The sequence below is a fragment of the Psychrobacter sp. CX16 genome (genome assembly GCF_057396245.1).
In genome coordinates this window covers 96,291-122,277 of record NZ_JBXYJF010000001.1, presented here as the reverse complement: position 1 = coordinate 122,277, position 25,987 = coordinate 96,291, and the positions used below count along the sequence as shown (strand labels likewise).

Annotated in this window: 18 protein-coding genes and 1 pseudogene; 7 read left to right on the top strand and 12 right to left on the bottom strand. The window is 43.0% G+C overall.

Translation table 11 applies throughout. The features are described 5' to 3' along the window. The first annotated feature begins 206 nt into the window (after positions 1–206). The 4 genes from AC2SLM_RS00500 to AC2SLM_RS00485 all read left to right on the top strand — a co-directional run bounded on the left by AC2SLM_RS00500 (position 207) and on the right by AC2SLM_RS00485 (position 9,722). Complete coding sequence (locus AC2SLM_RS00500) at positions 207–1,031, top strand: TonB-dependent receptor (RefSeq protein ID WP_486551305.1); 825 nt, start codon at positions 207–209, stop codon at positions 1,029–1,031. 50 nt (positions 1,032–1,081) lie between these two features. Next, positions 1,082–4,441, top strand: a complete 3,360-nt coding sequence (yidD, locus tag AC2SLM_RS00495; protein ID WP_486551304.1) for a membrane protein insertion efficiency factor YidD — start codon at positions 1,082–1,084, stop codon at positions 4,439–4,441. 227 nt (positions 4,442–4,668) lie between these two features. Further along, positions 4,669–5,172: an Lcl C-terminal domain-containing protein gene (locus tag AC2SLM_RS00490; RefSeq protein WP_486551302.1), complete on the top strand. Its 504-nt coding sequence runs from the start codon at positions 4,669–4,671 to the stop codon at positions 5,170–5,172. Between the two features lie 929 nt (positions 5,173–6,101). Beyond that, positions 6,102–9,722, top strand: a complete 3,621-nt coding sequence (locus AC2SLM_RS00485) for an ExeM/NucH family extracellular endonuclease (RefSeq protein WP_486551301.1) — start codon at positions 6,102–6,104, stop codon at positions 9,720–9,722. A gap of 104 nt (positions 9,723–9,826) precedes the next feature. Here AC2SLM_RS00485 and AC2SLM_RS00480 read toward each other — a convergent pair whose 3' ends face one another. The 5 genes from AC2SLM_RS00480 to AC2SLM_RS00460 form a co-directional block, all read right to left on the bottom strand. Then, complete coding sequence (locus AC2SLM_RS00480; protein WP_486539837.1) at positions 9,827–10,369, bottom strand: acyl-CoA thioesterase; 543 nt, start codon at positions 10,367–10,369, stop codon at positions 9,827–9,829. A 198-nt stretch (positions 10,370–10,567) separates the two neighbouring features. Continuing rightward, complete coding sequence (locus AC2SLM_RS00475; RefSeq protein WP_486551299.1) at positions 10,568–11,698, bottom strand: YheT family hydrolase; 1,131 nt, start codon at positions 11,696–11,698, stop codon at positions 10,568–10,570. Between the two features lie 112 nt (positions 11,699–11,810). Then, positions 11,811–12,830, bottom strand: coding sequence for a YheT family hydrolase (locus AC2SLM_RS00470; RefSeq protein ID WP_486551297.1), 1,020 nt, complete (start codon positions 12,828–12,830; stop codon positions 11,811–11,813). Between the two features lie 175 nt (positions 12,831–13,005). Continuing rightward, a complete protein-coding gene (locus AC2SLM_RS00465) occupies positions 13,006–14,133 on the bottom strand; it encodes a YheT family hydrolase (protein WP_486551296.1) in 1,128 nt (375 codons plus the stop codon). A gap of 11 nt (positions 14,134–14,144) precedes the next feature. Further along, positions 14,145–14,777 (bottom strand): YigZ family protein, encoded by a 633-nt coding sequence (locus AC2SLM_RS00460; RefSeq protein ID WP_486551294.1) that lies wholly within the window; start codon positions 14,775–14,777, stop codon positions 14,145–14,147. Between the two features lie 170 nt (positions 14,778–14,947). Between AC2SLM_RS00460 and AC2SLM_RS00455 the strand changes: the two genes are divergently transcribed. After that, the gene (locus AC2SLM_RS00455; protein ID WP_486551292.1) at positions 14,948–15,652 is read left to right on the top strand and encodes a pseudouridine synthase; all 705 of its coding nucleotides are present in this window, start codon (positions 14,948–14,950) and stop codon (positions 15,650–15,652) included. A 53-nt stretch (positions 15,653–15,705) separates the two neighbouring features. Here AC2SLM_RS00455 and AC2SLM_RS00450 read toward each other — a convergent pair whose 3' ends face one another. Continuing rightward, complete coding sequence (locus AC2SLM_RS00450; protein ID WP_486551291.1) at positions 15,706–16,827, bottom strand: homocysteine S-methyltransferase family protein; 1,122 nt, start codon at positions 16,825–16,827, stop codon at positions 15,706–15,708. Between the two features lie 481 nt (positions 16,828–17,308). After that, positions 17,309–17,611, bottom strand: a pseudogene (locus AC2SLM_RS00445) (DUF2939 domain-containing protein); the annotation flags it as partial. 208 nt (positions 17,612–17,819) lie between these two features. On the opposite strand from AC2SLM_RS00445, the gene dnaJ reads away from it, so the two are divergent. Next, positions 17,820–18,953, top strand: coding sequence for a molecular chaperone DnaJ (gene dnaJ / locus AC2SLM_RS00440; protein WP_486539851.1), 1,134 nt, complete (start codon positions 17,820–17,822; stop codon positions 18,951–18,953). A 229-nt stretch (positions 18,954–19,182) separates the two neighbouring features. Continuing rightward, on the top strand, positions 19,183–20,007 hold the full coding sequence (dapB, locus tag AC2SLM_RS00435) for a 4-hydroxy-tetrahydrodipicolinate reductase (RefSeq protein WP_486551290.1): 825 nt from the start codon (positions 19,183–19,185) through the stop codon (positions 20,005–20,007). 129 nt (positions 20,008–20,136) lie between these two features. Here the strand turns inward: dapB and def are convergent, their stop codons facing one another. The 5 genes from def to gshA form a co-directional block, all read right to left on the bottom strand. Continuing rightward, on the bottom strand, positions 20,137–20,667 hold the full coding sequence (gene def / locus AC2SLM_RS00430) for a peptide deformylase (RefSeq protein ID WP_486539855.1): 531 nt from the start codon (positions 20,665–20,667) through the stop codon (positions 20,137–20,139). A 759-nt stretch (positions 20,668–21,426) separates the two neighbouring features. Then, a complete protein-coding gene (locus AC2SLM_RS00425) occupies positions 21,427–21,681 on the bottom strand; it encodes a GlsB/YeaQ/YmgE family stress response membrane protein (protein ID WP_486539859.1) in 255 nt (84 codons plus the stop codon). Between the two features lie 445 nt (positions 21,682–22,126). Next, positions 22,127–23,605, bottom strand: a complete 1,479-nt coding sequence (mpl, locus tag AC2SLM_RS00420; RefSeq protein ID WP_486551288.1) for a UDP-N-acetylmuramate:L-alanyl-gamma-D-glutamyl-meso-diaminopimelate ligase — start codon at positions 23,603–23,605, stop codon at positions 22,127–22,129. 54 nt (positions 23,606–23,659) lie between these two features. Next, on the bottom strand, positions 23,660–24,202 hold the full coding sequence (locus AC2SLM_RS00415) for a disulfide bond formation protein B (protein WP_486539863.1): 543 nt from the start codon (positions 24,200–24,202) through the stop codon (positions 23,660–23,662). Positions 24,203–24,377: 175 nt separating this feature from the next. Then, entirely contained in the window at positions 24,378–25,955 is a 1,578-nt protein-coding gene (gene gshA / locus AC2SLM_RS00410) for a glutamate--cysteine ligase (protein WP_486551286.1), read from the bottom strand. Positions 25,956–25,987: the final 32 nt, after the last annotated feature.

Below are 25,987 nucleotides of genomic sequence, written 5' to 3'. Positions count from 1 at the left end.
CATCAATAGTTATAGTTAAAGAATAATTTCCATCTCATCTATTCAATTCAAAGAGTTAGCTGTAACACAACTCAAATATACCTCTAAGGAGTCCAATAAAATTTTAAATTGTCCGAGATTTCGGACATTCAAAGGTTAATTTTTGTGATATAAATAGTGATTATTGAAACATTATTTTTTAAAAATTTCTAAATAGTTGGTTTTGCATGAAAAGCCTTAACCTTTGTCATAGTTTTAAAATTATTATTGCGCTACTGTTATTTAATGTCAGTCAATTGGCTATGGCAGACGAATGGGAGTGGCAAGTATCTGTTGGTCAGTTAGACCAAGATTATAAAGAGACCGATAGTAGTGGATTAACTACTAATGGCGTATTAAATAGCGAAACAGGCACAATTCAAGTGTTTGAGCTGGGCATTATCAACACTCTTGACCCTATTATGCTATTAGATAGGCAATGGACACCCTACGGAAAATTACAATTGCTTTATGCTAGTGGCGATACTGACTACGACGGCTACTTGCAAGCAGGATATACGCTTACCCCCTATAAAACCAATACGGACAATAAAGTCACCCAAGCAGATTTTGACCTAGGGCTAGGCTATCAAGTGAGTCAATCCTTAAGTTTTACACCATTAGTATCTATTAGCCATCAACGTTGGATGCGTGAGCTGACTCAGTACACCGAGGATTTTCGCCATACAGCAATATTGGCTGGGGCAAACATTGATTGGCAACCCAGTCTTCAAGTACCTCTCATCCTAAAAGTGCAAGCAAAGGCAGGAAAGATAGTCGATAGTAATATTGATGTGCCTAAGTTGGGTTTAAATCAAGATATTGGCAACGCTGGCGTCACTCAATTAGGGATAGTGGGGCAATATCCATTATCTAAGCAGTTAAGTATGAATGCTGGTGTTAGTCGACAAACATTTAAGTACGAGCAAAGCGATAGCGAAAACGGTTACCAGTATCCAGATAGTGAGAGTGAACAGACACTTTGGCAGTTGGGTTTGGGGTATAGGTTTTAGTAGATTTCATCAATACGATATTTTAGTTAAATAGTTGTAAGGACAGCGTCATGATAAATAAATCAGATAAAAAGGGTTGGATTAATTTAATATTGCAACTATTGTTTGTTCCGATATTCATATTTTTTATTCGATTCTACCAAAAGCATATCTCACCACATAAAAAATATGAATGTGCCCATCGTAAACATAAAGGTAGCTTGTCTTGTTCATCTCATGCTTTATATGTTTTAAAAAATGAGCAGTTTACTGATGCCGTCAGTCATATTCTTAAAAGGCGACAAGAATGTCAGTCTATGGCATATGACAAGGGTTTTAGTTATCAAAAATTGTATCTTAAGACGGGGTTGGCGGTAGTGACACTTTCCTTTGTCACTGGTTGTTGCTCTGGAGATGATTGTGATGGGGGTAAAAATGATTACGAGTCCAATCCTTCCGACTCAAATAGTTACAAATCTGTAATGAAGGAAGATGTAAAAGTTATTAGAGCTTCAGAGCAAACTAATACAAATTTATTCGTACAGTCTGAAAATAACCAGCTTGCCATACCAACTAATAATGAATATGGCAGCTCATTACAAGATGGTGATGTTGTATATATTGAGCCAAGTTCGGAAAAGGATTCTCTTGTACCCTACGGATTTGTTGGAAAAGTCCAAACGGTAACTGAAAATGGTAAAACTATCAAAAAATTAATTCCTGCTCATGCAGAAGATGCCTATGAGGAGTTAAGTTGGGATATTGATACATCAAGAGTAGATGCAAAAATTGTAGGTGTTATAGCGCCACAAGATGTTGAAACTGAGTTTACGCAAGAAAAGCCTGTCGAACATCAAAGCGGTCTGACCATAAGTGATAGCTTAAAAGTTAAAGGAACAACGATAACAGGCACTATTAAAATGTCTCATGATTTTTGTTTTGATAAAAATACTAAAAAAGTAGCTTTAGTAAAAAAATGTGATGATAAAATTCACCAAAAAGTGTCATTAAATGCTGATGTCAACATCAAAGATTTAGTTTTCAAGTCCAAGGGTGAGTTTGACATAAAAGAGCTTGCTTTAGGAGCAAACGGTTGGACAGAGATGTCTTCAGTAATCAAGGGTAAGGCAGGTGCTGACTTCAGTTTATCATCAAAAAATGCCGATATAAATATTGGTCAGGCTGTCTCTCAAACGGATGTATGGAAAAACCTTAAATGGAGTTTAGGTGATGCATTCAGCATAGATGGTTTAAAAGATGAAGATAAAGTTGGTAGGATTCCGCTAGGGGGTGTCATCGTTGTAATACCCACAGCGTCGATAACAACATTTAAAAATATTCCTGATTCAGCCATTACGCTAGCTTCAGGCCCTCCAACAGCCATTCTTTGGGTATATCTTGATATAAATGGCAATATAACACTTGAAGGTAAAACAGGGTATCGCTTCAAAGATTACGGTTTTGAAACTGGATATGCCTTAGAGGGTGTTCCATATGGTATGAAAATGAAAAAAATAAACAACCCATCAGGCGCTGGTATAACTGAGTTTTATGCTGAGGCGGATATCAAAGCGACACAAAAATTAGGACTTAATATTGGTGCTGATATGCTAGTTGGCGGTATTCGTCCTATTGCAGGTAATGTATTTATTGGAGGAGAATACAAGCAAGAACTTAAAGGCAATGTTGTTTATCAAGTTAATCCAACCAAAAAGCTAACGGGTGCTGGCTGTATATATATGAACCCTTGGATAGGCGCAGAATATGCTTGGCAATATAGAATTAAAGGAAAGGTGCAAGCTGATTTATATATTTATGATGTCAATAAAGACTTTACTATAGAAAATAAAGGTGAAGATAGATTTTGGACAGTTTATGAAACATCTAACAAAGAATGTGTGGCATCAGGCGAAATTGATTTTACCGCTAGATTTAACAAAAATGCCTTAGTAGATGTAGATGATGATAAGTTTGAGTTTATTATTGAATCTGATGCCTTTAGTAATAGCGCCTATACTTATTTATCAAATAAATGGTATGTCACATTGGATGAATATGATAGAAATGGCATGTCACAACAAGAATATGAAGTTGAATATGATGCTAAAAGGGATGAACATATCGTTTATTTACCATTTATGGTAGAGCCTTATCGAATGGTGTTATATAACAAGTCAAAACAGTTTGGTATCGTAAAAAGTTCTGCTGCTAAAGACATTATTGTTGATGATTTCATTACTAAAGTCACCTCGGTAACAGCTACACCAGAAATCTTAACTATTAACCAGCCGTTTACGTTAGAGGTTCGAGGTAGCAACCTACCTCTTCGCTATGATTTAAATATTTTGGGCTGTAATGGTTATAAGATTCAAGACGAATCTACCAGTAGCTATCAAAAATATTATTGTAAACCTGACATTAGCGGTACGAGCTATAGCATCATTGGCTTTAGTCAAGATAGCTCACGCCAGTTATTTAATAAAACCTTTAAGGTTGAGAATAAATTTGGGCTGGGCTTTGAGTTGGCAGACACTATTGAGGTGAATAAGCAGTTTGTGCTTGATGTCAATCAGTCGAAAAATGATGATACCTGTATTGTGAAAGCAAACTATAACTGGGGCGATGGCAGCCAACCTACGGTTATGCAAGCTGACGCAGGCAAATGCTTAAGTTTTCTTCCAGCAGGGCATTCTTATATTAGCGCAGGCACTTACGTTATATTAGGTAGATGGACAGATGATAAAGGCAAATCAGTGAGTCAGCGACATAAGATAGTGGTGAAGGATGCGACAATAACACCCACAACCTCAAAACTCACCGCCACAGGCATCAAATTCTGTGCTACTGCTGACGAAAAAATGCTCGACTGCACCCTAGCAGCCTTAGGCGCAGACTTGTATGGCTTACAACAAGATGGCGAGGTGCAGGCGGGTGGAGCATTAAGCTATACCACACTCAATCAAAACGGTGCAGAATGTGTGCGTGATAACGTCACAGGGCTGATTTGGGAGCAAAAGACCAACGATGGTGGACTGCGTGATACAGACAACACCTATACATGGTATAACCCTGATAGCAGCAATAATGGCGGTGATGCAGGCAAGCAAAACGGTGGCACCTGCATAGGCTCTGACTGTGATACACAGGCGTATATACAGGCACTAAACAACGCTAACTATTGTGGCTATAACGACTGGCGTATGCCTACTCTTGATGAGCTGGTAAGCATTGTCGACTATGGGCCTTATAATCTTGCGATAAATCCGATATTTTCAAATACAAGACCTAAAGCATATTGGTCGGCATCGCCGTATTCCGACTATATTGGCGATGCGTGGTACGTTTATTTCAGGTCTGGTTACACCGGTCACTTCGATAAGAGCTATAAGTATAATAATGGTCATGTGCGTGGCGTGCGTGCCAGTCAGTAGCCCCCCACCTAGCTTCCCCCTGAGATAGGGAAGTGAACCACCCCCCGAAGGAGGAAGAACCACCCCCCCCTAGCCCTGGAGAGTAGTTAAGAAACAGTCTGGGAGACCGTTTTAGTGACGCAAGAGTCAAGCTGTGCTTGGCTGGCTAAAAGGAGTGGGGGCGTTCCATCCCTCAACCCCTCCCTGAGGGAGGTGAAACCTATCTATTTTTATAAAAGGAGCAAAATATGAAAAACCTTATCATCGGCTCTGTATTAAGCACTATAGCCATCACGGCAACAGCGCAAACGTGCAATCCCAATATTGAAATTACCCGTCCTGATAGCCGTTATGAGATAATGACGGGTGGCACAGAGGTTAAAGACACGGTGACTGGGCTAATATGGCAACGCTGTAGCGTGGGACAACATTGGAATGGTAGTACGTGTACAGGCACCGCAACAATACATATGTGGCAAGATGCCCTTAAGCAAGCATTTAACATAGGTAATGGCTACCGACTGCCGAATATCAAAGAGTTGCAAAGCTTGGTAGAGACCGCCTGTCATAATCCTGCTATTAACACTAGCAAATTTCCAAATACAGCACGTGGTGATTATTGGTCGGCCTCGGTAAGTTACCGTGCGTGGTACGTGGACTTCGATGGCGGATACGTGAAACACTACTACGACGACGGTACCAATAATAATAACCATATCAAACATGTGCGTGGCGTGCGTGCCAGTCAGTAGTTTTATTTTTTTGGGTTTTGTGACCTCCACCTAGCTTCCCTTATTTCAATAAAGGGGGGGAGGAGGTGAGCCCTCCCCCGACCCCTCCCTGAGGGAGGGTTTTCCCCCACCTAACCTCCCCCTGAGGGGGAGGAATGATTCTTTTATAATTTGGTATAGGCTTTTAGTGTAGTGGTCAACTAAAATTGGACAACTCATAAGAGGTGTTTATTGAAATAAAGTCTTTCTTTGGCTGTTGGCGTCAAATAATCATTAAAGCTATGCGGTCTGACACTTTGATAATAATCCCAAATATAAGCACTTACAGCCTGTTTTGCCTCATTAATACCTTCATAGCCATTTTTTGGCTTTATCTCACCACCTTCTTTACCCTTACCACTTGCTTACCACATAGGCAGCTTAAAAACCTGAATACGGATTATAGAACACTCAATGAAGTCGAGCATCAATGCCGTATCCCCTTTTAAAACCAATGATTTTTTCTTTTGTATGCTCTCGATTGCATTAACATCAACCGAATATGAGATTGCTCTCGTTCAGTAAAGCCATCACTCATACTCTACCTTTTGGATAGCCTGTAGCCATCTTTCAACTATTTGTTTGGGTTCATCTTCAAGCTTGGTCACAGCTTTGTTTAGTAACTTATACACTTTTTGTTTATCACTATCTAACTCCATAAAATCATCAAACCCATAACAGTCTATCAGTAGATACAAGCGAATGGCGAGATTGGCTACTCAGTCAACTCATCCAATATCAAATCCAAATCCACTTATCGTTAACCAATTGAGTCTATTTGACTTCTTTGATGCGTTTTATCATCAAAGTGTTATTTAAACTTCACCGGTTTGTCATTTATGGCTCCTATCATGAGTAAGCTTACTCAGTAATGTCTTATTTTTTGATAACTTCTCAATTCGGAGCACGTTATGACACCCTCTTTAAATGCAGGCGATATCGCTATTATTGGTATTAACTCAGACAATCCTGATCAAATTAGCTTTGTGGCATTAACCGATTTAGATAAAGATACTGAAATTAAATTTACTGATAATGGTGTGACCAGCACAGGTGCTTTTAGAGCAAATGAGGGCGCATGGTTATGGACAGCAGACCAAAATATCGCCGCAGGTAGTGTTATCAAATTGAGTAATGATGGCGATGTTTCTGCTTCGATAGGTACGGTAGTAAAACAGGGTAATTTGGCGTTGGCGTCAAGTGGCGACCAAGTCATTGCGTATCAAGGTGAGGATACAGCGCCTACTTTTATATATGCGGTGAATTTAGAAGGCTCAGATTGGCAGGACGATGCCACCAACTCAAACACGTCAGCCTTGCCGACTGGCTTAGAGGCTGGAAAGACGGCAGTGGCTATTCAAGAGGTGGATAATGCGGTCTATCAAGGGACAACCCATGGCTCAAAAGAGGCGCTATTAACCGCCATAGCCAATCCAGATAACTGGCAAGGTGATAACAGTGCAGGATTTGCTCAACCTACAGAAAGCTTTACATTAGGGAATGCTCAGCCGGATACCACAGCACCTACATTGATTGAAGCCAATCCAGTAGATGACGCTGCGACGTTTGATACAAATAATGATATTACACTGACATTTGATGAGGTTATCCAGACGGGGAGTGGCAATATCACACTTAAAGACGCAAACGGCACTATTGTTGAAATCTTTGATGTTGCTCTAAGTGATCGCATTAGCGTGGCTGGTAATACGCTAACCATTGATCCGACTAATGAGCTTGAGGTGAATCAGTCTTATCAGTTAAGTTTGGATAATTCTGCGATTACCGATGTTGCAGGAAACGCTTGGACAGCTAACTTTAGTGATAACACACCCAATACGCTTGATTTTACAACTTCAGCATCAGCGCCTCAACCTACCGACTACACGCTCATCCATGATATCCAAGGCGAAGGCAATGATGGCTCGCAGGCGTATCTAGGTCAAGAAGTCACCATCAATGCTATTGTCACCGCTTATGTGCCCGGCCTTAAAGGGTTTTATGTACAAGAGCAAGCGACCGATTATGATGTGAACGAGGCGACGTCGGAAGGTATCTTTGTTTATTATGGTTCTAATAATCCTGGTGTGATGATGGCGAGTATTGGCGATACCGTCACGCTATCGGGCCTTGTTAATGAGTATTATGACAATACCCAAATTAATTATACGCAAGGATTTACGGTTACCAATGACGGTACAGTGAATGATTTGCCTGAGCCAACCACCATTACTCTACCCACTAGTGACAGCTTCGACTTTGAAACCGTTGAGGGCATGTATGTCAACATTAAATCTGGGTCAGACAATGGCAGCTTAGTGGTTACTGAAACCTATAATTTAGGACGATATGGAGAAGTGGTTCTAACCTCAGATGAGGTACAAGTACAATATACAGAAATCAATAAACCGGACGTTGAGGGTAATCAGAATTATATTGAAGCCTTAGCGCATGATCGCATCATTATTGAAGATGCCAACACCAAACAAAATCCAGATACGGTTATTTTTGGTAGAAATGGCGAGCCGTTATCAGACACCAATACTCTACGAGGTGGTGACAGTGTTGATGAAGTAAACGGTGTGGTGAATTACTCATTCGGAAATTACAAAATTCAACCTATCGATGGCAAAGGCTATAACTTTACTGGTGAAGATAGACCAACTGCTGAAGATTTACATGCCAAAATTGGTGATGCTGAAGTAACAGTGGCTTCTGCCAATGTACTCAACTTCTTTACCACCTTTGGCAATTCGAAGTTTGAAACGCCTTACGGCAATGAGCAGTCTGGGCGTGGCGCTGATAACCTTGAGGAGTATAACCGTCAGCTTGATAAATTAGTGTCTATGATAGAAGGCTTAGATGCTGATGTGGTCGGCTTGATGGAGATTCAAAACAACGGCTATGGCGAAGACAGCGCTATTCATGCATTGGTAGATGCCATTAATGCAAAAATGGGCGCAGATACTTATAACTATATCAAAGGCCCATTTAACAGTAGCACCGAAGCCACAGCAGGCGATGACGCTATTATGGTAGGGATGATTTATAAGCCTGCCAACGTGACCCCAGTTGGTTCGGCGGTGGTGCCAGATACGGATGCATACCCTGCCTTTGATAAGGGCAACCGTGTACCACTAGCCCAAGCGTTTAAAGCAAATTCAGATGGCGAGCAATTTAGTGTGGTTGTGAATCATTTTAAATCAAAAGGTAGTGTCATTGATCCAGATCAACAAGACGGCCAAGGTAATAACCCAATCACTCGTTTAGAAGCCGCCCAGCAGCTTAAACAATGGATGGATACGGACCCAACTGGCACAGGCGATACGGACAATGTGCTAATTGGTGATTTTAACTCATACACCATGGAAGACTCTTTACAGTATCTGGAAAACAATGGTTACGATATCCAAAAAGAGGGCTACTCTTATGTATTTAAAGGCGTATGGGGATCACTCGATCATATCCTTACCAGTGACTCATTGAGTAATCAAATTACTGGTGTGGCAACTTGGGGCATCAATGCAGAGGAAGCAACGGCCTTTGATTATGATACAAGCTTTAAGAGTGATGGACAGAAGCAGTTATATAACCCAGATGCTTACCGAGCCAGTGATCACAACCCAGTATTAATTGGGCTGAACTTAAATCAAAATGAAGTCGTTAATACCGCGCCACAAGTCAATCAAGCGATACAGCCTGTCATGTATATATCAGCTTCAAACGATAATTGGCACTATGATAGTCAAAACATCTTTACAGATGCTGATGGAGATGCGCTAACCTATAAATTGAGCATGGTAGAGGGTAGTGAGGTTCCAACAGGTATCAGTATTGATGCGAATACTGGTGAGCTGATTGCTGATGCTACTCAATTAGCGGCTCACGACTATCGTGGTTCAGCGGTTTACGATATACAAATAACAGCGAGTGATGCCTACGGTGCTGAAGCTAGCAGTGCTACTAAACTGGTTATCGATAAGTCAGTGATGGAAGTCAATGAAGGCATAACGCTAGGTCACTTAAGTGATGATATCATTGTGGCTCAGGACAATGCTCAGCACTCAATCTCTGGATTATTAGGGGATGACCTAATAATAGGCGGCAATGGTAAAGATACACTGTTGAGTGGACTTGGCGATGATGAGTTGTATGGCCGAGGAGGTGATGACTACCTAGACGGCGGTATTGGTAACGATACGTTAAACGGCGGTGCGGGTAATGATTGTCTTCATGGCGGGCTAGGTAATGATACCTTTGTATTCCATAAAGGAGATGGCAAGGATGTCATACACGACTGGTCTGGTAATGACACACTTGATTTAACCGACTTTAGCTTGTCAGATTTGGTTATTGATCTACAGGATAATGATTTAGTCATTGAGTTTGACGCTCAGCAGGCGAGTCATAATGACAGCATCACTATTCAACAGTGGAGTGCGCCAATCTTGAACAGTTATTTCCATATTGAAACCATAAAATTGGCTGATACGGTACTGACTGATGATCAGCTTACAGCGATGATTGGCTAGCTTTTGGTTTAATTTAGGTTTGTTGAGTCAGTCTAATATTTATTAATAATAAAAAACGCTGAAGGTCAATCTTCAGCGTTTTGTCGTTTGTGTCTATTGGGTTTCTATATCTGCGGCGGCCACGGTCTATCCTTTTCACTTTCGATCCATTCCGCCACATATCCCGTTGCAGGCAGTTTTAAATCAGATTGACCTAGCGCATCTAAGATCTTTTGAGTGTCTATCACCTTTCCACCTTTGGTCACACCAGTACGCAATAAGGCGGTAGAGCAGGGTTTGCCTTTTACCCACATAGATTGTTCGACATAGATCCAGCGCTCGTCAATAGCAGCGATGTGCGTCTTAATCGTGACTAAATCAAAGGGACGGATACGTTTGCGATATTGAATGGTGCTGCCAGCAACCACAAGACCCCACCGCTTTTCAAGTAGCTTCTTACCCAGTCCAGTGCGGATGGCAAAGTCGGTACGGCCAAAGTCGTATAACGTGAGAACCCGTCCATTATTCATCTCGATAAAGTTATCAATATCAGTCAAGCTACAGCGTATCTGAATCTCTGCGGTGTCCTCAAGGTCAATGGTCTCGCCTTTGCGAGTGGCATTAACCGCTTTGACGATAGCCTTGGTATAACGATAAAAGGGATACATAGTCACGCCTCAAAATAAAAACAGTGGTTCGATTATGCTCAAAATAAGGACGGTTGCAAAGTAGCAGACGTGTCTAACCCGTCATTAAGACGATATGACCAGACTGACAGCGCTATGCATATACAATAGTTAAAGCTCTTTATAAACGTTGTATCTGTTGATAGGTTGTATTTTATATAATCAGCTCAATCAGTTTGGCTAGACGGACTTATCGATACCTACCGATTTAAAGTAGCTGGTGACTGTCTCAGGTATCCAGTTGATATCAAATCGTTTGCCTGTCTTAGGATTGGGTTTGCGCTGATAACGCAAAAACCCAATATGACCGCCATGCTCAGTATCAACTAATGTCACTGCGTCTGATACATCATTAGCGGTGGCGGTAAAGCCAATAAAGGGATCATCTTTAGCGCTAATTAAAAGTAGGGGATGGGTCACATCAAGCAAGTAAGGTAGGGCAGAGGCACGGCGATAATAGTCATTGTTTGAGCGGTACCCATGGCGCGGTGCGGTAAAGATATGGTCAAAGTCGCTGATGCGGTCGACAGACTTGATAGCGGCAATCTCTTCATCACTGATTTCATTTTTAAGTGCCTTTTTGATAATAGGATTCAGCAGATATGGGGTGTATATTTTTTGTCCTAAAAAGCGCTGCATATTCATAGCGGCCGATGACATATCGACAGGTGCGGAGATGACGGCTGACGCTTTACACAGTGCGTCGTCTGCGTATTCACCCATATATCTTGCCAACGCATTACCACCGAGCGACACACCAGCGGCGTAGATATTAGCGTAGTCTTGGCTAAGTACGCTTAGCATATGATGCACTTCGGCAGTGTCGCCCGCGTTATAAAACACACGACCTTTGGCAGGAATACCACCGCAGCTGCGAAAGTGAGCCACCACAAAGTGCCAACCTTGGGCATGAACATGGTGTGCCAAAGCGCGCGCATAATGACTGTCACTACTGCCCTCCATGCCATGAAACAAGACCACAACCGGCGTGGTCTCTTTGTTGTCACTGTTCACCGGAGATACAGACTCTGCATCATAAAAATCATAAGCCACATCGCTTTCATTAAGCGAGTCGCGTTTGATTTCACGGCGGTATTCTGGTGCTTTTGGCGCAAAAAACTTGGGTAAAATGGTCTGAATGTGTGGATTGCTTAACCAAAAAGGGGGCTTAAAGGGCTCAGGTGAAAAGTTTGAATGTTGTGATGGGTTATCTAAATTGTTTAGGTTATTCGGGTCATTTAAGTTATTTAAGTTATTAGGGTTATTTATCTGATCAGTGTTATTCGATTTAACTGATGTATTTGGAATCATAAGTAATGCTCATTATGTTACTGGGTGTCGGTGAGTCGATTTTGGCTATTATAAACTCGACTCAGAAGAGGTAATGACAATAAGAACTAATAGTAGCTTGTGCATACAGGCTCTAAACAGCACGATAAAACTGCATGCTCACTTCTGGAAACCAAGTGGCATCCAGCTTTTTATTGATAAGACGCATAAAGCCAATATGACCGCCATGCTTCGGTTCACACAGCACCACATTGTCCGAGACATCACCTACGGTAGGCGTAATGCCCAAGAAAGGATCGTCTTGAGCGGTGATGATGAGTGTTGGCTTGGTTATCTTATGCAGATAGGGCATGGCAGAGGCTCGATGATAATAGTCATTTTTTGAGCGATAACCATGGCGCGGGGCGGTAAAAGCTTGATCAAAGTCACTGATACTTTTACTGGCTTTAATATCTCTAATTTCTTTGTCACTCAGATGATGCTGTAATACTTTTTCAGTAATCGGATTTAGTAAGTAAGGGGTATAGATTTTTCGCCCAAAAAACTTTTGCATAGCAATAGACGAGGACGCTAAGTCAAGCGGCGCTGAGACGATAGAGGCCGATGCACAGATGGCGTCGTCTTGATATTCACCCATATATTTTGCTAATACACTACCGCCCATAGAGGTGCCAATGCTATGAATGGTTTGGTATTTTCTGGCAAGGTATTGTAGGGCGTGATGGACTTCAAGCGTGTCACCAGCTTCATATAGAACGTGTCCGCTGGCGGGCACGCCACCACAACTGCGATAATGTACCACCACATAATGCCAGCCTTGACTCTGTACATAGTGCGCCATGGTACGGGCATAGTGACTGTGACTGCTCCCTTCTAATCCATGAAATAACACCACAAGCGGTATTTGATAACGCTCGCCCTCTGCAGGCTTAGGTTCATCAGCATCCAAAAAGTCATAGGCAATATGACTTTCATTAAGTGAATCAAGCGCTAAATCACGACGATAGTCAGGTGGCCCTGGCATCGTAAATTTAGGCAGAATGGTCTGTAAATGGGGGTTTCTTAGCCAAATAGGCGGCTTAAAGTCAAGGGCCTTAAACGTATCGTTCAGACGGTTAGAAGTTGTATCAAAGGGGGGCTTTGCAATTGTCATATTGGGTGTCTTTGAGGTATTAAATAGAGACGGATAGAAGTCAGTAGGAAATATAATACCTATAAGTGATGACAAAACCAATAGTTTCAGTGAACAAATGATTACTGAAAATGTAAGCATTGATTGTACTTTATAAGACAAAGCGAATTGATAGCGGATGAATAACGTCAAGCAATTATGCTGAGGCAACGCTGTTAAAGAATTTAAACGCTGTTTCAGGTGCCCAATTAGCATCAAGTTGCTTATTCTTCCAACGCAAAAAACCAATATGTCCGCCATATTCGGGAGTATACAGCGTCACCTGTTTTGATACATCTCCTTGAGAAGGCAGCACTCCCAAAAAGGGGTCGTCTTTGGCAATCACAATCAGCGTCGGTTTGGTAATTTGATGCAAATACGGCATGGCAGACGCTTGGTGATAATAATCATTTTCTGAACGATAGCCATAGCAGGGGGCGGTAAACACGCTATCAAATTCACCAATATTACGACTGGTCTTAATCGCTTGTATTTGCGCCTCGCTAAGCGTCAGTTGAAGCGCTTTGGTTGCGATAGGGTTGAGCAAATAGGGAGTATAAATTTTACGACCCAAAAAATTCTCCATAGCGGTAGCGGCAGAGGATAAATCTAGGGGCGCTGAAAAAATAGTGGCCGCTTGGCATTGGGCTTGATCGCCATATTCACCCATATATTTAGCAAGCGTATTGCCACCAAGCGACACGCCCACACAATAAATCGTAGTGTAACGGGCTGACAATTGTTGCAAGGCATGATGCACCTCTGGGGTATCGCCTGCACTATAAAGACGCTCCCCTTTTACCGCCACACCGCCACAACTTCGAGTATGCACCACAACAAAGTGCCAACCTTGGTCATGCACGTAATGCGCCAGTGTTCGGGCATAGTGGCTTTGGCTACTGCCTTCCATACCGTGAAATAGCACGACTAAAGGCGTGTTTATTTTATCTGATGGGTTTGTGTCTGACGGGTTGGTATTTGAGCCGACATTAGTCTCATTTATCGTAGTCTTTTTATCAACAACTTCTTTGTCTCGAGCCTCTTTATCTTTAGCCTGTCCTTTATGAACCTCTACGTCGTCCCAAAAATCGTAAGCGACCTCGCTTTCATCCAGCGAGTCCAATACCAGTTCGCGTCGATAAGGGGGCGACTCGGGCATAATAAACCTAGGTAATATGGTCTGTAAATGCGGGTTTCTTAACCATACAGGTGGTTTAAAACCATGCACTTTAAAATCAGCCACTTTAAAATCAGACGGGTCCAAGTCCTGCTTCTTATTATTCATCTTGTTATGTCTCAATTATGCAAATTAGAACCGTCAGATTGAAATACTGATTCATCATCAAGCACCCGGCCGTCCATCCCCAAACGCTCCTTTAAGGTCTCAATATCTGCTTCTGGCAAAGTCACATTTAACGTAACCGCTTTGCTATAGTCCACCTTATTGATTTCACCGCCCATGTCCTCAACGACATAGCGTACTTGAGATTCATTGGCAAAATCGGCCTCAATATCAACCTGTGTCATAGGAACATAAGGGGTGAGGGTCATTTCGTCCGCTGCCGCTTGTGCAGAGCCGGCATATGCACGGGTCAATCCACCTGCACCGAGCTTGATACCCCCAAAATAACGCACCACTATGACAATCACGTTACCGATGCTTTTGTGCTGTAGCACATTCAGGATAGGGCGGCCTGCTGTACCACCAGGTTCGCCATCATCATCGAAGCCGGCGCTGGTAGTATTATCTGGGTCGCCGATAATGTATGCCCAACAGTGATGACGGGCATCAGGATATTTTTCACGCAATTGTTCCACGTGAAACATTGCCTTCTCACGGCTGTGTACTGGATAAGCATAAGTGATAAATTCGGACTTTTTGATTTCAAGTCGAGCCGTAACCGGCTTTGCTAAAGTTTGGTAGCTCATAAGGGTCTGTGGGTATCGTCGGGTTAAAAGCGGTAAATGTCAGGTAAATTTAAACGGATTAAACAAAGTCATCAATGCGAGATAGGGTGGGTGTGGTAAACTGGTTGCCAATATTATTTTTATATACGATATTAGGGTACGCCCTAGCGATATAGCAAAGGATAACATAAATGCGTTTAGACAAATTTATTAGCAAGGCGACTGAACTGTCGCGCAAAGAAGCCAAAAAAGTATTACATGCCAGCGAAATTACCGTCAATGATCAAGTGGTAAAAGACGGTAGCTTACACGTCGATGTGCTTAATGATGAAGTCATGTGGGCCGGCGAGCCATTATCAGTTGCCACCGGTAGCCGTTATATTTTACTGCATAAGCCTGAAGGTTTTGAATGTACCTTGAAGCCAAAAGAGTACCCAATTGTTACTGAGCTTATTGCGGTTCCTGAACTAAGCAGTCTGCGTATTGCTGGCCGTTTGGATGTCGATACCACTGGCGCACTGATTTTAAGTGATGATGGCGGCTGGTTGCATCGTGTGACTAGCCCGCGTCATCAACATGCCAAAGTGTATGAGATGACATTGGCAGAGCCAATGGATGAAGCAGAACAGCAAAAAGCGGTACAAAAAGTAGCCGAGGGTATCTTGCTTGATGGCGACTATGAGCCAACCAAGCCGGCAACGTTAGAGTTTATGGACGAGACACATGCCCGTTTGACCTTGACCGAAGGCAAATACCATCAAGTAAAACGTATGATGGGCTACTTTGGTAATAAAGTAGACGCATTACACCGTGCCAGTATCGGTGGTGTGACCCTTGAAGGATTAGATAAAGGTGAAAGCCGTTTCTTAACCGAAGAGGAAGTGGCGAGCTTTTAACGCTTAAGCTTGGTGCTACGATTTTTAGTCATAACAATCATAAAAAATGGATGCTATTTGCATCCACTTTTTTGTGTCAGCTGCTCTGATAGCCGAGCAATATGGTCTACCCCAATACCGCAGCACCCACCAATAATCGTTGCACCATCCTGCTGCCACTGCGCTGCCCACTGAAGATAATTGTCTGGCGTGGTGTCTTGACGCAGCCCTCGCAGCTGGTCATTGGCCTGTTTGTTATTCTGTTTGGGTGCAAATGCGTTGGCGTAGACGCCAAGCTGGGTATGTGTATCTGCTGACTCAATAAGCTGTTTGGCAGTATTTAGCGCACTGCTCATTACCTCAGCCTGACTACAATTAAACAGTATGGCATCGACACCCAGTTCAAGCATTGCTTTTACCGCATCAGCGATAGACTCTCCTGAACGCAGCTTAGGTGAGTGCTGGGCCAGATATGCATCGCTTTGGGTGTCTGTTATCTCATCCAAATAGCTGTCGTCAAGGGTGAACGCTACCCAAAATGGTTTGGCTAAATGTTTGAAAGCTTCGGTGGTGTCTTTTATTTCAGTGTCCGTATCGACTGCTGCAAACTGGCCCACAACGTGATGCCAATATACCGCCTCTTTAATGCTGCTGACTGTTTCGGCGAGCCAAATATCAGCCACTTCCTGTTGATGGATAATCAGCGGTTTGGCGATAGACTCGGCTAGATTTTCATCAAATAAATCAGGGCGATATGAGCCAAATAATGGCGGTAGACAGCCTGCTATGCTTACCTTGGGTAGCGCTTTATTTTGGTTTTCTGCTTCTTGTTTGGCATCCGCTACTGCTTTGGCAGCCATCTCACTGGCCGTGCAGATTAGCGCTTTTGCCTCATCATAAAAGCGATCACCCAAATGAAATGGTGTCACTGCATAGCTATTAATCGTAATAATTCGCGAGCCTGCTCGGATAAAGTCGAGATGGGCCGCTGCCACCGTCTCAGGCGCTTCTTTTAATGCCAATGCTGACCATTCAGGCTGACGAAACGGTGCACCGCGCTGCTCAAGCTCTCGTCCCATACCGCCATCTAATAGAGTGACTGAGGGCGTTTTATTATCCGTATTCGTGACAGCTGATGCGAAGGTATGAGTCAAGGTGTGAGGCATAGGGCAGTTACCGGTTTGATGTTGTGGCATATTAAAGTGAATGTGACTATAAATGCGGTCAGATTAAAAAACAAGCGATCGTCAATAAACAGTAAAGGGTGTCATCACAGATTATCGAATCATCACATATTATCAAAGTAGGGCGAAGACCAAATTAGGGTAGCACCACATTTACCACTTTCCAGTCCACCAACCCTTCTCGCTGCATCTCGACCGTAACCGGATAGCCTTTGAGCTTACCTATGACGTTAAAGCAGTTAATTCCGCAGTAAGAAAGCTCAGGTTTGCTGCTGTCCTCTCCAGTTTGGACATGTGACTCAAGCTCACTTGATTGCTTATTCATCATCACATTAATTTGGTTTTTAATCACTGCATCGATATCACCACGCTGCACAATCATATCTTGAATTAGGGTTTGCAAGTTGACCTGATTACTGGCAATGGCCCATGCTGCTGTCAGCTCTTTGGTGGCCTGGTTAGCCTGACCTTGAGTGTTAATCAGGGTACTAATATTCTCCGGCGTTACTGCACGCTGCACGGCGCTGGCAATAAACTGATTGGCCGTTTGCTTTAATGGGTCACCGCCAATCTGTGCCACCATAGGATATTGGCTCAAGGTATTGGCAAAATTAGTGGTTAATTGCACTTCGATATTGGGCGCTAATTGCTCAAAGTCGATATAACTGATCAAGGTATCACCATCGTGAGCATCATAGGCATTTTTGATTTGGTGCGCGGTGTAGTAGGGCGAACCAAAAAATACAGCGGCAGCAACCAACAGAATAACGGTGAGAAGAGCAAAGATTTTTTTCATGGCAGAAGGTATTGTCTTATAAAATGAGAAGAGGATGCACTGATTTTATCATGCTTGCTTGATAAATGAGGTGTTAGTCACCATTAATGAGGCAAAGTAATCATTAATTTTTGTATTATTTTAACCCTTATGCACATTGTGTAAAATTTAATGCCTGTTATGCGTATGTTTCACATGGAACATAATAGGCAGATTGATAGGAGACTCCATGAGCAAGCGAGATTTTTACGAAGTTTTAGGCGTTGATAAAAGCGCAGATGAGCGCGAGATTAAAAAGGCCTACCGTAAATTGGCCATGAAGTACCATCCGGATCGTAATTCAGACGACCCAGATGCTGAAGAGAAATTTAAAGAAGCCTCTATGGCTTATGAAGTATTAAGTGATAAAGAAAAACGTTCTGCCTACGATCGAATGGGTCATGCTGCGTTTGAAAATGGCATGGGCGGCGGTGGATTTGGTGGTGCTGGCGCCGGTAACTTCCAAGACATTTTTGGCGATATTTTCGGAAACTTCGGCGATATCTTTGGTCAGTCTCGTGGTGGCGGTGGTCGTCAGCGCCGTGGCTCAGATTTACGTTATGTCATTGAGCTCACTTTAGAAGAAGCGGTTCGCGGTACCAAAAAAGAAATCAGTTTTACCGCCCCAGCCCCTTGTGAAACTTGTGACGGTAAAGGCGCAAAAGACGCGTCAGATATTGTTACGTGTAGTACCTGTGGTGGCCATGGTCAAGTGCGTATGCAGCAAGGCTTCTTTGCCGTACAGCAAACGTGCCCAGACTGTCATGGTACTGGTAAACAAATTAAAAACCCATGCCCAGACTGTCATGGTAGCGGCGTAAAAGACAAGTCACGCACCCTTGAAGTCTCTATCCCTGCCGGTGTTGATGATGGCGACAGAGTTCGTCTAGCCGGTGAAGGTGAAGCGGGCGGTGCTGGTGTACAAAGCGGAGACTTATATGTCGAAGTGCGTGTAAAAGAGCACCCAGTATTTAAACGCCAAGGCGCTGATTTATATATGGATGTGCCAGTTAGCATTACAGATGCAGCGCTTGGTAAAGAAGTGGAAATCCCAACCCTTGATGGCAAAGTGAAAATCAAAGTAGCGGAAGGCACACAAAGTGGCAAGCTATTGCGTGTTCGCGGGAAAGGCGTAACGCCTGTTCGTACCACGATGAAGGGTGATTTAATTTGCCGCATCATGGTAGAGACACCAGTGAATCTAAACCGTGAGCAAAAAGACTTGCTACGTCAGTTCCAAGATACGCTAGATGGTGACAGCAAACACGATCAGTCACCGAAGAAGAAGTCTTTTTTTGAAAAACTAGGCGATTTATTTGACTAGGTCAATCAGACTCTATAGCTAGATTTTAGCGTTAAAGTAGAGAGTCTTTTTTTAAGATAAGCGTTTAATGAGCCTGTATGTTTCACGTGAAACATACAGGATTTTTTCACCCTTAATTTTAATTATCACCTAACAGCCAATGCAGCACTCAAATTTAGCCTAGCGAATAATCATGCTATCATTAGCTCTATTAGTATACCCCTTATAAATAAATCAAAGGAATAGCGCAATGGCACAAACACAGTCAGACACCATCAATGTTGGTATTATTGGCGCTGGGGGCCGTATGGGCCGCATGCTGATTGAAGCTGTCAATAATAACCCAAAGACCACTTTATCTGCTGCTATTGAGCGAAGCGGCTCAAGTTTAATCGGCGTTGATGCTGGTGAACTGGTTGGGCTTGAGAAGAATAGTGTGGCACTAAGTGATGACTTAGAGTCGCAGCTAGACAAGATTGATGTGTTGATTGACTTTAGTTTGCCAGACTCAACTGAGAAAAACGTGCAACTGTGCGCCAAACACAAAGTTGCGATGGTGATTGGTACTACAGGCTTAAGCGATGCCCAAGAAGAGGTACTTAATGAGGCTTGCAAACAGATTCCTGTGGTCTATGCTGGCAACTATTCAACAGGGGTAAACGTCTCTTTAAAACTCATCGAGATGGCGGCCAAAGCCTTTGGTGAAACAGCAGATATCGAAGTGATTGAAGCGCACCATAAGCACAAAGTCGATGCGCCGTCTGGCACCGCTTATATGATGGCTAATGCCGCAGCGACGGCTCGTGGTCAGAACCTAAAAGAGGTAGCGTTATATGGGCGTGAAGGTCAAACTGGTGAGCGCAAGCAGGGCAGTATTGCTATCCATGCGATTCGCGGTGGTGAAATCATAGGTGATCACAGTGTGATGCTTATTGCTGATGGTGAAATGGTTGAGATTAAACACCATGCTCGTGAGCGTATGACCTTTGCTGCCGGTGCGGTACGTGCCTCTACTTGGGTTGTTGAGCAATTAGCGGGTCGTTACGACATGCAAGATGTACTCGGTCTAAAATAACGGATTTGGCCCAAAAGCTTTAGTCATTCTTAGTCCACTATAAAAGCCTTAATACCAGACATAAAAGAGCCTTATCCCTACGCAATGGGATAAGGCTTTTCTTTGTTTAGACACAAGCTACATAGCCTATTAAGCTTTGACTGACTCTGCTTGTTTCTCACGCATTTTAACCACTTTACGCACCTTGTCGCGTGCACGGGTCTGTTTTAGGCGTGACAAGTAATCCACAAACAGCACGCCATTTAAATGATCCATTTCGTGCTGAATACAGACCGCAAGTAGACCTTCAGCAATCTCTTCAAAAGCGTTGCCTTCACCGTCTAGGGCCTCAATTTTGACCTTAGTTGGGCGCTCTACTGAATCGTAGACATCAGGCACAGACAAGCAGCCTTCTTCGTATGGCTTTTTATCTTCAACCAATGGGGTTACTTTTGGGTTAATAAAGACGCGAGGATTGTCATTATTTTCAGACAAATCCATCACAATCAGTTGAATATGACGATCAACCTGTGTTGCAGCCAAGCCAATGCCCTTTGCGGCATACATGGTTTCAATCATGTCATCAATAAGCTGTTTGATGTCATCATCGACAGTTTTCACAGGCTCTGCGATAGTACGCAGACGAGGATCTGGATAACTTAAGATTGGTAATATGGCCATAATAAATCACACGGTTTGTTAAATGAATAAAGTATTGTACGTTATTATAAATAAATGAGGGAGAGAGTGCTAATTATCAAGGGCTAGCGGATAACTGGGCAGTATCATACACCTTAAAAACGAACTCAGAAATAACGAGTGAGTCATAATGCTCTAGAGAAGAGATAATGAACAATTAGGGCGTGTGGAACATTCGACCATGGCACTGGCGGCGACTATTTTTTAGTCAATATGCAGTGAAATTTTTGACGCTTAGTCATTCTAAGTTTGACAATTTCGCAATATATTGGCAAAAAAGAGTCCCGCCCCTGAGAACGGATTAAGCAAAGCACTGCTTTGCCCGTTCGCAAGGCGAGAGCTGTGCTCGAGTGAGGCTGATGCTAAAATCGCCCCAGACGTTGTTGCAAACCTAGTCAAGGTCTAGACATTAACTACGGTTTACGCCTAGTCTGAAACAATTTTAGCTATCAGCAGTGCTAATTTGCGAATGTTCCACACGCCCTAAGTATCTAAACACTCTAAAAACTAAATTAAAAAGTCAAAAAAAGCGGACTTAGCCAGTAAGTCCGCAAAACTCTACGATTTTTTCATTATTCTTTCTAACTTTGATGTTCTAAAGTTTTTTTAGAACATGCAAATAAGGTACCTAAGCACCTTATTTGTTTGCAATTTGATGTATTTCATTCACCACACTGCTTGTACTTGATATCTCATGTACCTAGCCAAACTTATTTTGAGTAGGTCAAATAAATTGGTGAATTATAGCTTACGTTTACCTGAGATTAGCTCATAGATAAATAGCAAGATGATGGCACCGATTACTGAGAATGCAAGACCCATGAAACCACCATTGGTACCGACACCGATCATGCTACCTAAGAAGCCACCAACAAGGGCACCAGCGATACCTAAGACTATAGTCATAATCCAGCCCATCGAGTCATTACCTGGTTTAATAGCACGAGCCAGTAAGCCGGCAACCAAACCAACAATTATCATCCAAATAAAATTCATAATCTGTCATCCTTTTTAGTAGGTTGTAATGTATCTTTTCTAATGTGTATATCCAATTTATAGGTACAAAAATCCATGTGTTAATTATCTTATCTGCACATAGATATTTTAATTTAAATTCTAGGCGATAACCTTAACCGGTGCTAAGAGATAAATGTTAAGCATGTACAAGCTATGTGATAAAGCGCGCTGAACTGGTTATAATTAGCAACATTTGGTTAACTAATTGTATTCTTTGTATTAACTTATGTTTTAGGTTAATAAAAATTACCTGCTAACAAACCAGTTTTATATTTAGAGATAGAGCAAGTCGCTCGTTTTTAAGCCAAAACAGAGAGATTTGGTGAATAGATAAGACACTAAAAAAGCGCCTGTTTAATGATTAGACAGGCACTTTTTCAGTCTGTATAGGGCTAGAATATTAGCTTAGTATCTAAGCTGTTTTCTATTTTTGTAGGACAGAAACCAAACGCTGATTTACGCCTTCAAATCCGCCGTTCGACATGATGATAATTGTGTCGTCTTTACCGGCTTGACCCAATTGGCTGATGATATGGTCAATCATTTTTTGAGTGTCATTCATCACGTACTGAGTATTATTAATGCCTTCAGCTTGCTCAATAACCTCGCTTAAGCCCCATTCAAGGCCAGCAGGCTCATACCAAATGACCTCATCCGCCAATTGTGCTGAACGGGCTAGATTGTCCTTATGTACACCAAGTTTCATGGTGTTACTGCGCGGCTCAATAATGGCCCAAATCTTAGAATCACCCAATTTCTTTTTGGCACCATCTAAGGTGGTGGCAATCGCAGTTGGGTGATGCGCAAAGTCATCATAAACACGCACTTTACTCGTTGTCTCTGCGGCACGATAGTCTAGGTCTGCAATCAGCTCCATACGGCGTTTGATACCAGAGAACTGCGATAGAGCGGCGCAGGCATCAGCAACAGAAATACCAATATTATAAGCGGCGGCAACTGCGACCATGGCATTCTCGACATTATGACGGCCACTCATTCCCCAATTAACGTCTGCACTAGTGCTCTCACCATTATCGGTATCATTAAAGTGAATACGGAATTGACTGCCATCTTCACTCAATAACTGTGCTCGCCACTGACTGTCAGTGCTCTGATTATCTGAGATTTCAGTGCGCCAAATCGGTGTCCAGCAGCCTTTATCAATGGTCTGCTCTAAGCTTGGCGTATTGGCCGGCATGATGATTTGGCCAGTGCTTGGTATCATACGAATCATATGATGGAACTGGGTTTGAATCGCTGCTAAATCTTTGAAGATATCAGCGTGATCAAACTCAAGGTTATTCAAAATAGCGGTACGCGGGCGATAGTGAACAAACTTAGAGCGTTTATCAAAGAAAGCTGAGTCATATTCATCTGCTTCAATCACAAAATAGCCACGCTCGCCCTCTGTATTTTCATCAGCACCTAAATAGCTGCTGTGCGCAAAGGCTTGGTTTAATCGATCATCATCGCTGTCAACCAATGGTACGCCGCCAATTAAAAAGCCAGTATCGATACCGCAGTACTGTAATACCCAAGCCAACATAGTGGTAGTTGTGGTTTTGCCATGTGTACCAGCAACGGCCAGCACATGACGCTTTTGTAGCACATGCTCGGACAAAAACTGCGGACCTGAAGTGTAGGCAATGCCTTCATTAAGCATATATTCAACGGCTTCAATACCACGTTTCATGGCATTACCAACAATGACCAAATCCGGTGCAGGCTGTAGATGACTGGCATCGTAACCTTCTTGAATGGTAATGCCTGCACGTTCTAGCTGAGTGGACATCGGCGGATAAATATTGGCGTCAGAACCCGTAACGGTGTGACCCAAATCACGGGCTAATAATGCAAGTGACCCCATAAATGTGCCACAAATACCTAAAATATGAACGTGCATGAAACCTCTTATTTCTATCTAATAAACAAATTACATGATGGACCACTTAAATAATTAAGCAGTGTGAGTATTAACGGGACGATTTAGAGTACGGTCTTTAAGGATACGCCACAGTACAAGCAAGTTTACGATAACCAGCGCGCTGAATAAGATAAGCGACTGTTCAGGGATACTTAAACCCATAAAGCGCCAGCTAACCACCGCACATTCGCCAGACCCTGCTAACACTTGGTGGATGACCTGCTGCATAGGTAGCGCATCCATCCAGTATTCTAAACCAGGACCACAGCTTGGTACCTGATCAGCCGGTAGATGCTGTATCCAAACATGACGGGCAGCAACGCCGGTTGACCATAGGATACCGGCCATCGAGCCTACCCATAATATCAAGCGTAGTGCCATACTTTTTGGGTTACCTAAGGCGGCAATTAATGAGAATATGCCCATCACAATCAAGCCGACACGCTGGAAAATACACAGCGGGCAGGGGTCAAATCCGCGTACATTCTGTAGATAGAACATGGCAAATGCCATGGCAACCACAGCAAAAAAGACCAGTACAGTATTTAAAAAACGATAAGACAGTAAGCGCTGCATAACAGGTTGCTCCTTGGCAACGTCAAAAAAGAGAGCTTTATTGAGCTATTTTAAACCTAAAATAACTCAATATAAAAGCCCGTCTTATGTCAGCCGTTTAGGTTTAAAGTAAGACTAAACGACTGACATATTAATCTCTTATATGAATAAGGCGCTCAGACAATGCCTTATTAGATTAGCGGTACTGCTGCACATAGTCGTAAAAGTCTTCTGTATCGCTTTGCTCTAAATCGTGCTGCTGAATCCAAGATTTTTCAGCCAATACCTCGTACATCGCACGGGTCTTAGGACTCAGTGTTTTTGACATAATCGAGTCACGATGTTGTAGTGCCAGCGCATGACCTAGCTGCCAAGTACTGCCCATTTGAGCAGTATCTGCCAATACTTGAGCCGATAAGGTCGCATCAGGATACACCGCTTTACCTAGCATTAAGGTCACTGCCACGCGGTAGTTATTACCACCATATTGGCTGTCTAGTAAAGTCGCAAAAGGCAACATGGCTTCTAAATGCTCACGCATCCACTCGCTAAGGGGTTTTTCGCCATCGCACGTTTGTACGGTTAAATCAGGCTGACGACCACGATTGACCACACGCTCTAAATTCTCAGCCAATACCGCATCTTCTTCAGGTAATAAGTCAGGAGAGTCAGTAAGGAGGCAATATAGTGCCAATACTTCTAGGAAGCACGCGGTAGACACACGAATACCGATGTCGCTATAAGGGTCTAAATCCACGGCTCTAAATTCAACATAAGCAATACCGCGCGCTTCTAACGCATGGCTTGGCGCTTCACCAGATTCGGCAACCTGCTTAGGACGAATCGGGCTATAGTATTCGTTTTCAATCTGTAATATATGATCATTAATCTGAATCGGATTACCGTCTTTATCATCAAGCCCTAAATCGCTAAAGCCTGAGAACGGGGTATTAATCGCACGGCGCAGACCGTCTATATATTCTGGCAGATTGTTATAACGGATATCTAATTGATCTTGCACGCTATTGGTATAGCCAAGCTTACTCATGCGTAGGCTTGTGGCCTCTGGCTTGTAGTAAGTTTTGCCATTCATCAAGTCTAAATCGTGTTTACGCCCAGTTAAGAAACAAGGACACACCGAAGGGCTAGCACCGGTTAGATACAGTACCAAGCTACTCATACGCTTAAAATTACGGATTAACCCAAGGTATTTGGCATTTTTAAATTCGGTCAGTGATTCTGTTTGCTCATTTTTTGGCACATTATCTCGCCATGTGGCAAACAAATCATCGCCAAATGATAAATTATAGTGCAAGCCAGCAATGGTCTGCATACGGCGGCCATAACGTACGCCAAGACCGCTACGATATAATGTCTTTAGACGGCCCACATTTGAGCTGCCATAATCGGCCAATGGAATGTCATTGTCATCAGAAGATAGCATGCATGGCATAGATAGAGGCCACATCAGTTCGCCAGACTCTTCCAGCGCTTGATACACCAACACATGCAGCTCGCGCAGCATATTCAGGGTTTCAGCAACAGTCGATTTAGGTGAAGTAATCAGCTCAAGCAAGCTCTCAGAGTAATCGGTCGTGATATACGGATGAGTCAGCTTTGAGCCTAGTGATTTGGGATGTGGCGTTTGCGCCAAATAGCCATCCGGCTGCATACGTAGGCCTTCTTTTTCGATACCACGCAGCATGCCTGCTAAGTGTTTACTAGATAACCAAGAGGGAATCAGGGCACTATGGGGGGTGATTGCTTCAGTCATACAATAATCTCAAATCAATTAGGCACATCACT

Coding starts and splice junctions, on each gene's coding strand:
- AC2SLM_RS00500 (WP_486551305.1), top strand. CDS start 207: ATGAAAAGCCTTAACCTTTGTCATAGTTTTAAAATTATTATTGCGCTA.
- yidD (WP_486551304.1), top strand. CDS start 1,082: ATGATAAATAAATCAGATAAAAAGGGTTGGATTAATTTAATATTGCAA.
- AC2SLM_RS00490 (WP_486551302.1), top strand. CDS start 4,669: ATGAAAAACCTTATCATCGGCTCTGTATTAAGCACTATAGCCATCACG.
- AC2SLM_RS00485 (WP_486551301.1), top strand. CDS start 6,102: ATGACACCCTCTTTAAATGCAGGCGATATCGCTATTATTGGTATTAAC.
- AC2SLM_RS00480 (WP_486539837.1), bottom strand. CDS start 10,369: ATGTATCCCTTTTATCGTTATACCAAGGCTATCGTCAAAGCGGTTAAT.
- AC2SLM_RS00475 (WP_486551299.1), bottom strand. CDS start 11,698: ATGATTCCAAATACATCAGTTAAATCGAATAACACTGATCAGATAAAT.
- AC2SLM_RS00470 (WP_486551297.1), bottom strand. CDS start 12,830: ATGACAATTGCAAAGCCCCCCTTTGATACAACTTCTAACCGTCTGAAC.
- AC2SLM_RS00465 (WP_486551296.1), bottom strand. CDS start 14,133: ATGAATAATAAGAAGCAGGACTTGGACCCGTCTGATTTTAAAGTGGCT.
- AC2SLM_RS00460 (WP_486551294.1), bottom strand. CDS start 14,777: ATGAGCTACCAAACTTTAGCAAAGCCGGTTACGGCTCGACTTGAAATC.
- AC2SLM_RS00455 (WP_486551292.1), top strand. CDS start 14,948: ATGCGTTTAGACAAATTTATTAGCAAGGCGACTGAACTGTCGCGCAAA.
- AC2SLM_RS00450 (WP_486551291.1), bottom strand. CDS start 16,827: ATGCCACAACATCAAACCGGTAACTGCCCTATGCCTCACACCTTGACT.
- dnaJ (WP_486539851.1), top strand. CDS start 17,820: ATGAGCAAGCGAGATTTTTACGAAGTTTTAGGCGTTGATAAAAGCGCA.
- dapB (WP_486551290.1), top strand. CDS start 19,183: ATGGCACAAACACAGTCAGACACCATCAATGTTGGTATTATTGGCGCT.
- def (WP_486539855.1), bottom strand. CDS start 20,667: ATGGCCATATTACCAATCTTAAGTTATCCAGATCCTCGTCTGCGTACT.
- AC2SLM_RS00425 (WP_486539859.1), bottom strand. CDS start 21,681: ATGAATTTTATTTGGATGATAATTGTTGGTTTGGTTGCCGGCTTACTG.
- mpl (WP_486551288.1), bottom strand. CDS start 23,605: ATGCACGTTCATATTTTAGGTATTTGTGGCACATTTATGGGGTCACTT.
- AC2SLM_RS00415 (WP_486539863.1), bottom strand. CDS start 24,202: ATGCAGCGCTTACTGTCTTATCGTTTTTTAAATACTGTACTGGTCTTT.
- gshA (WP_486551286.1), bottom strand. CDS start 25,955: ATGACTGAAGCAATCACCCCCCATAGTGCCCTGATTCCCTCTTGGTTA.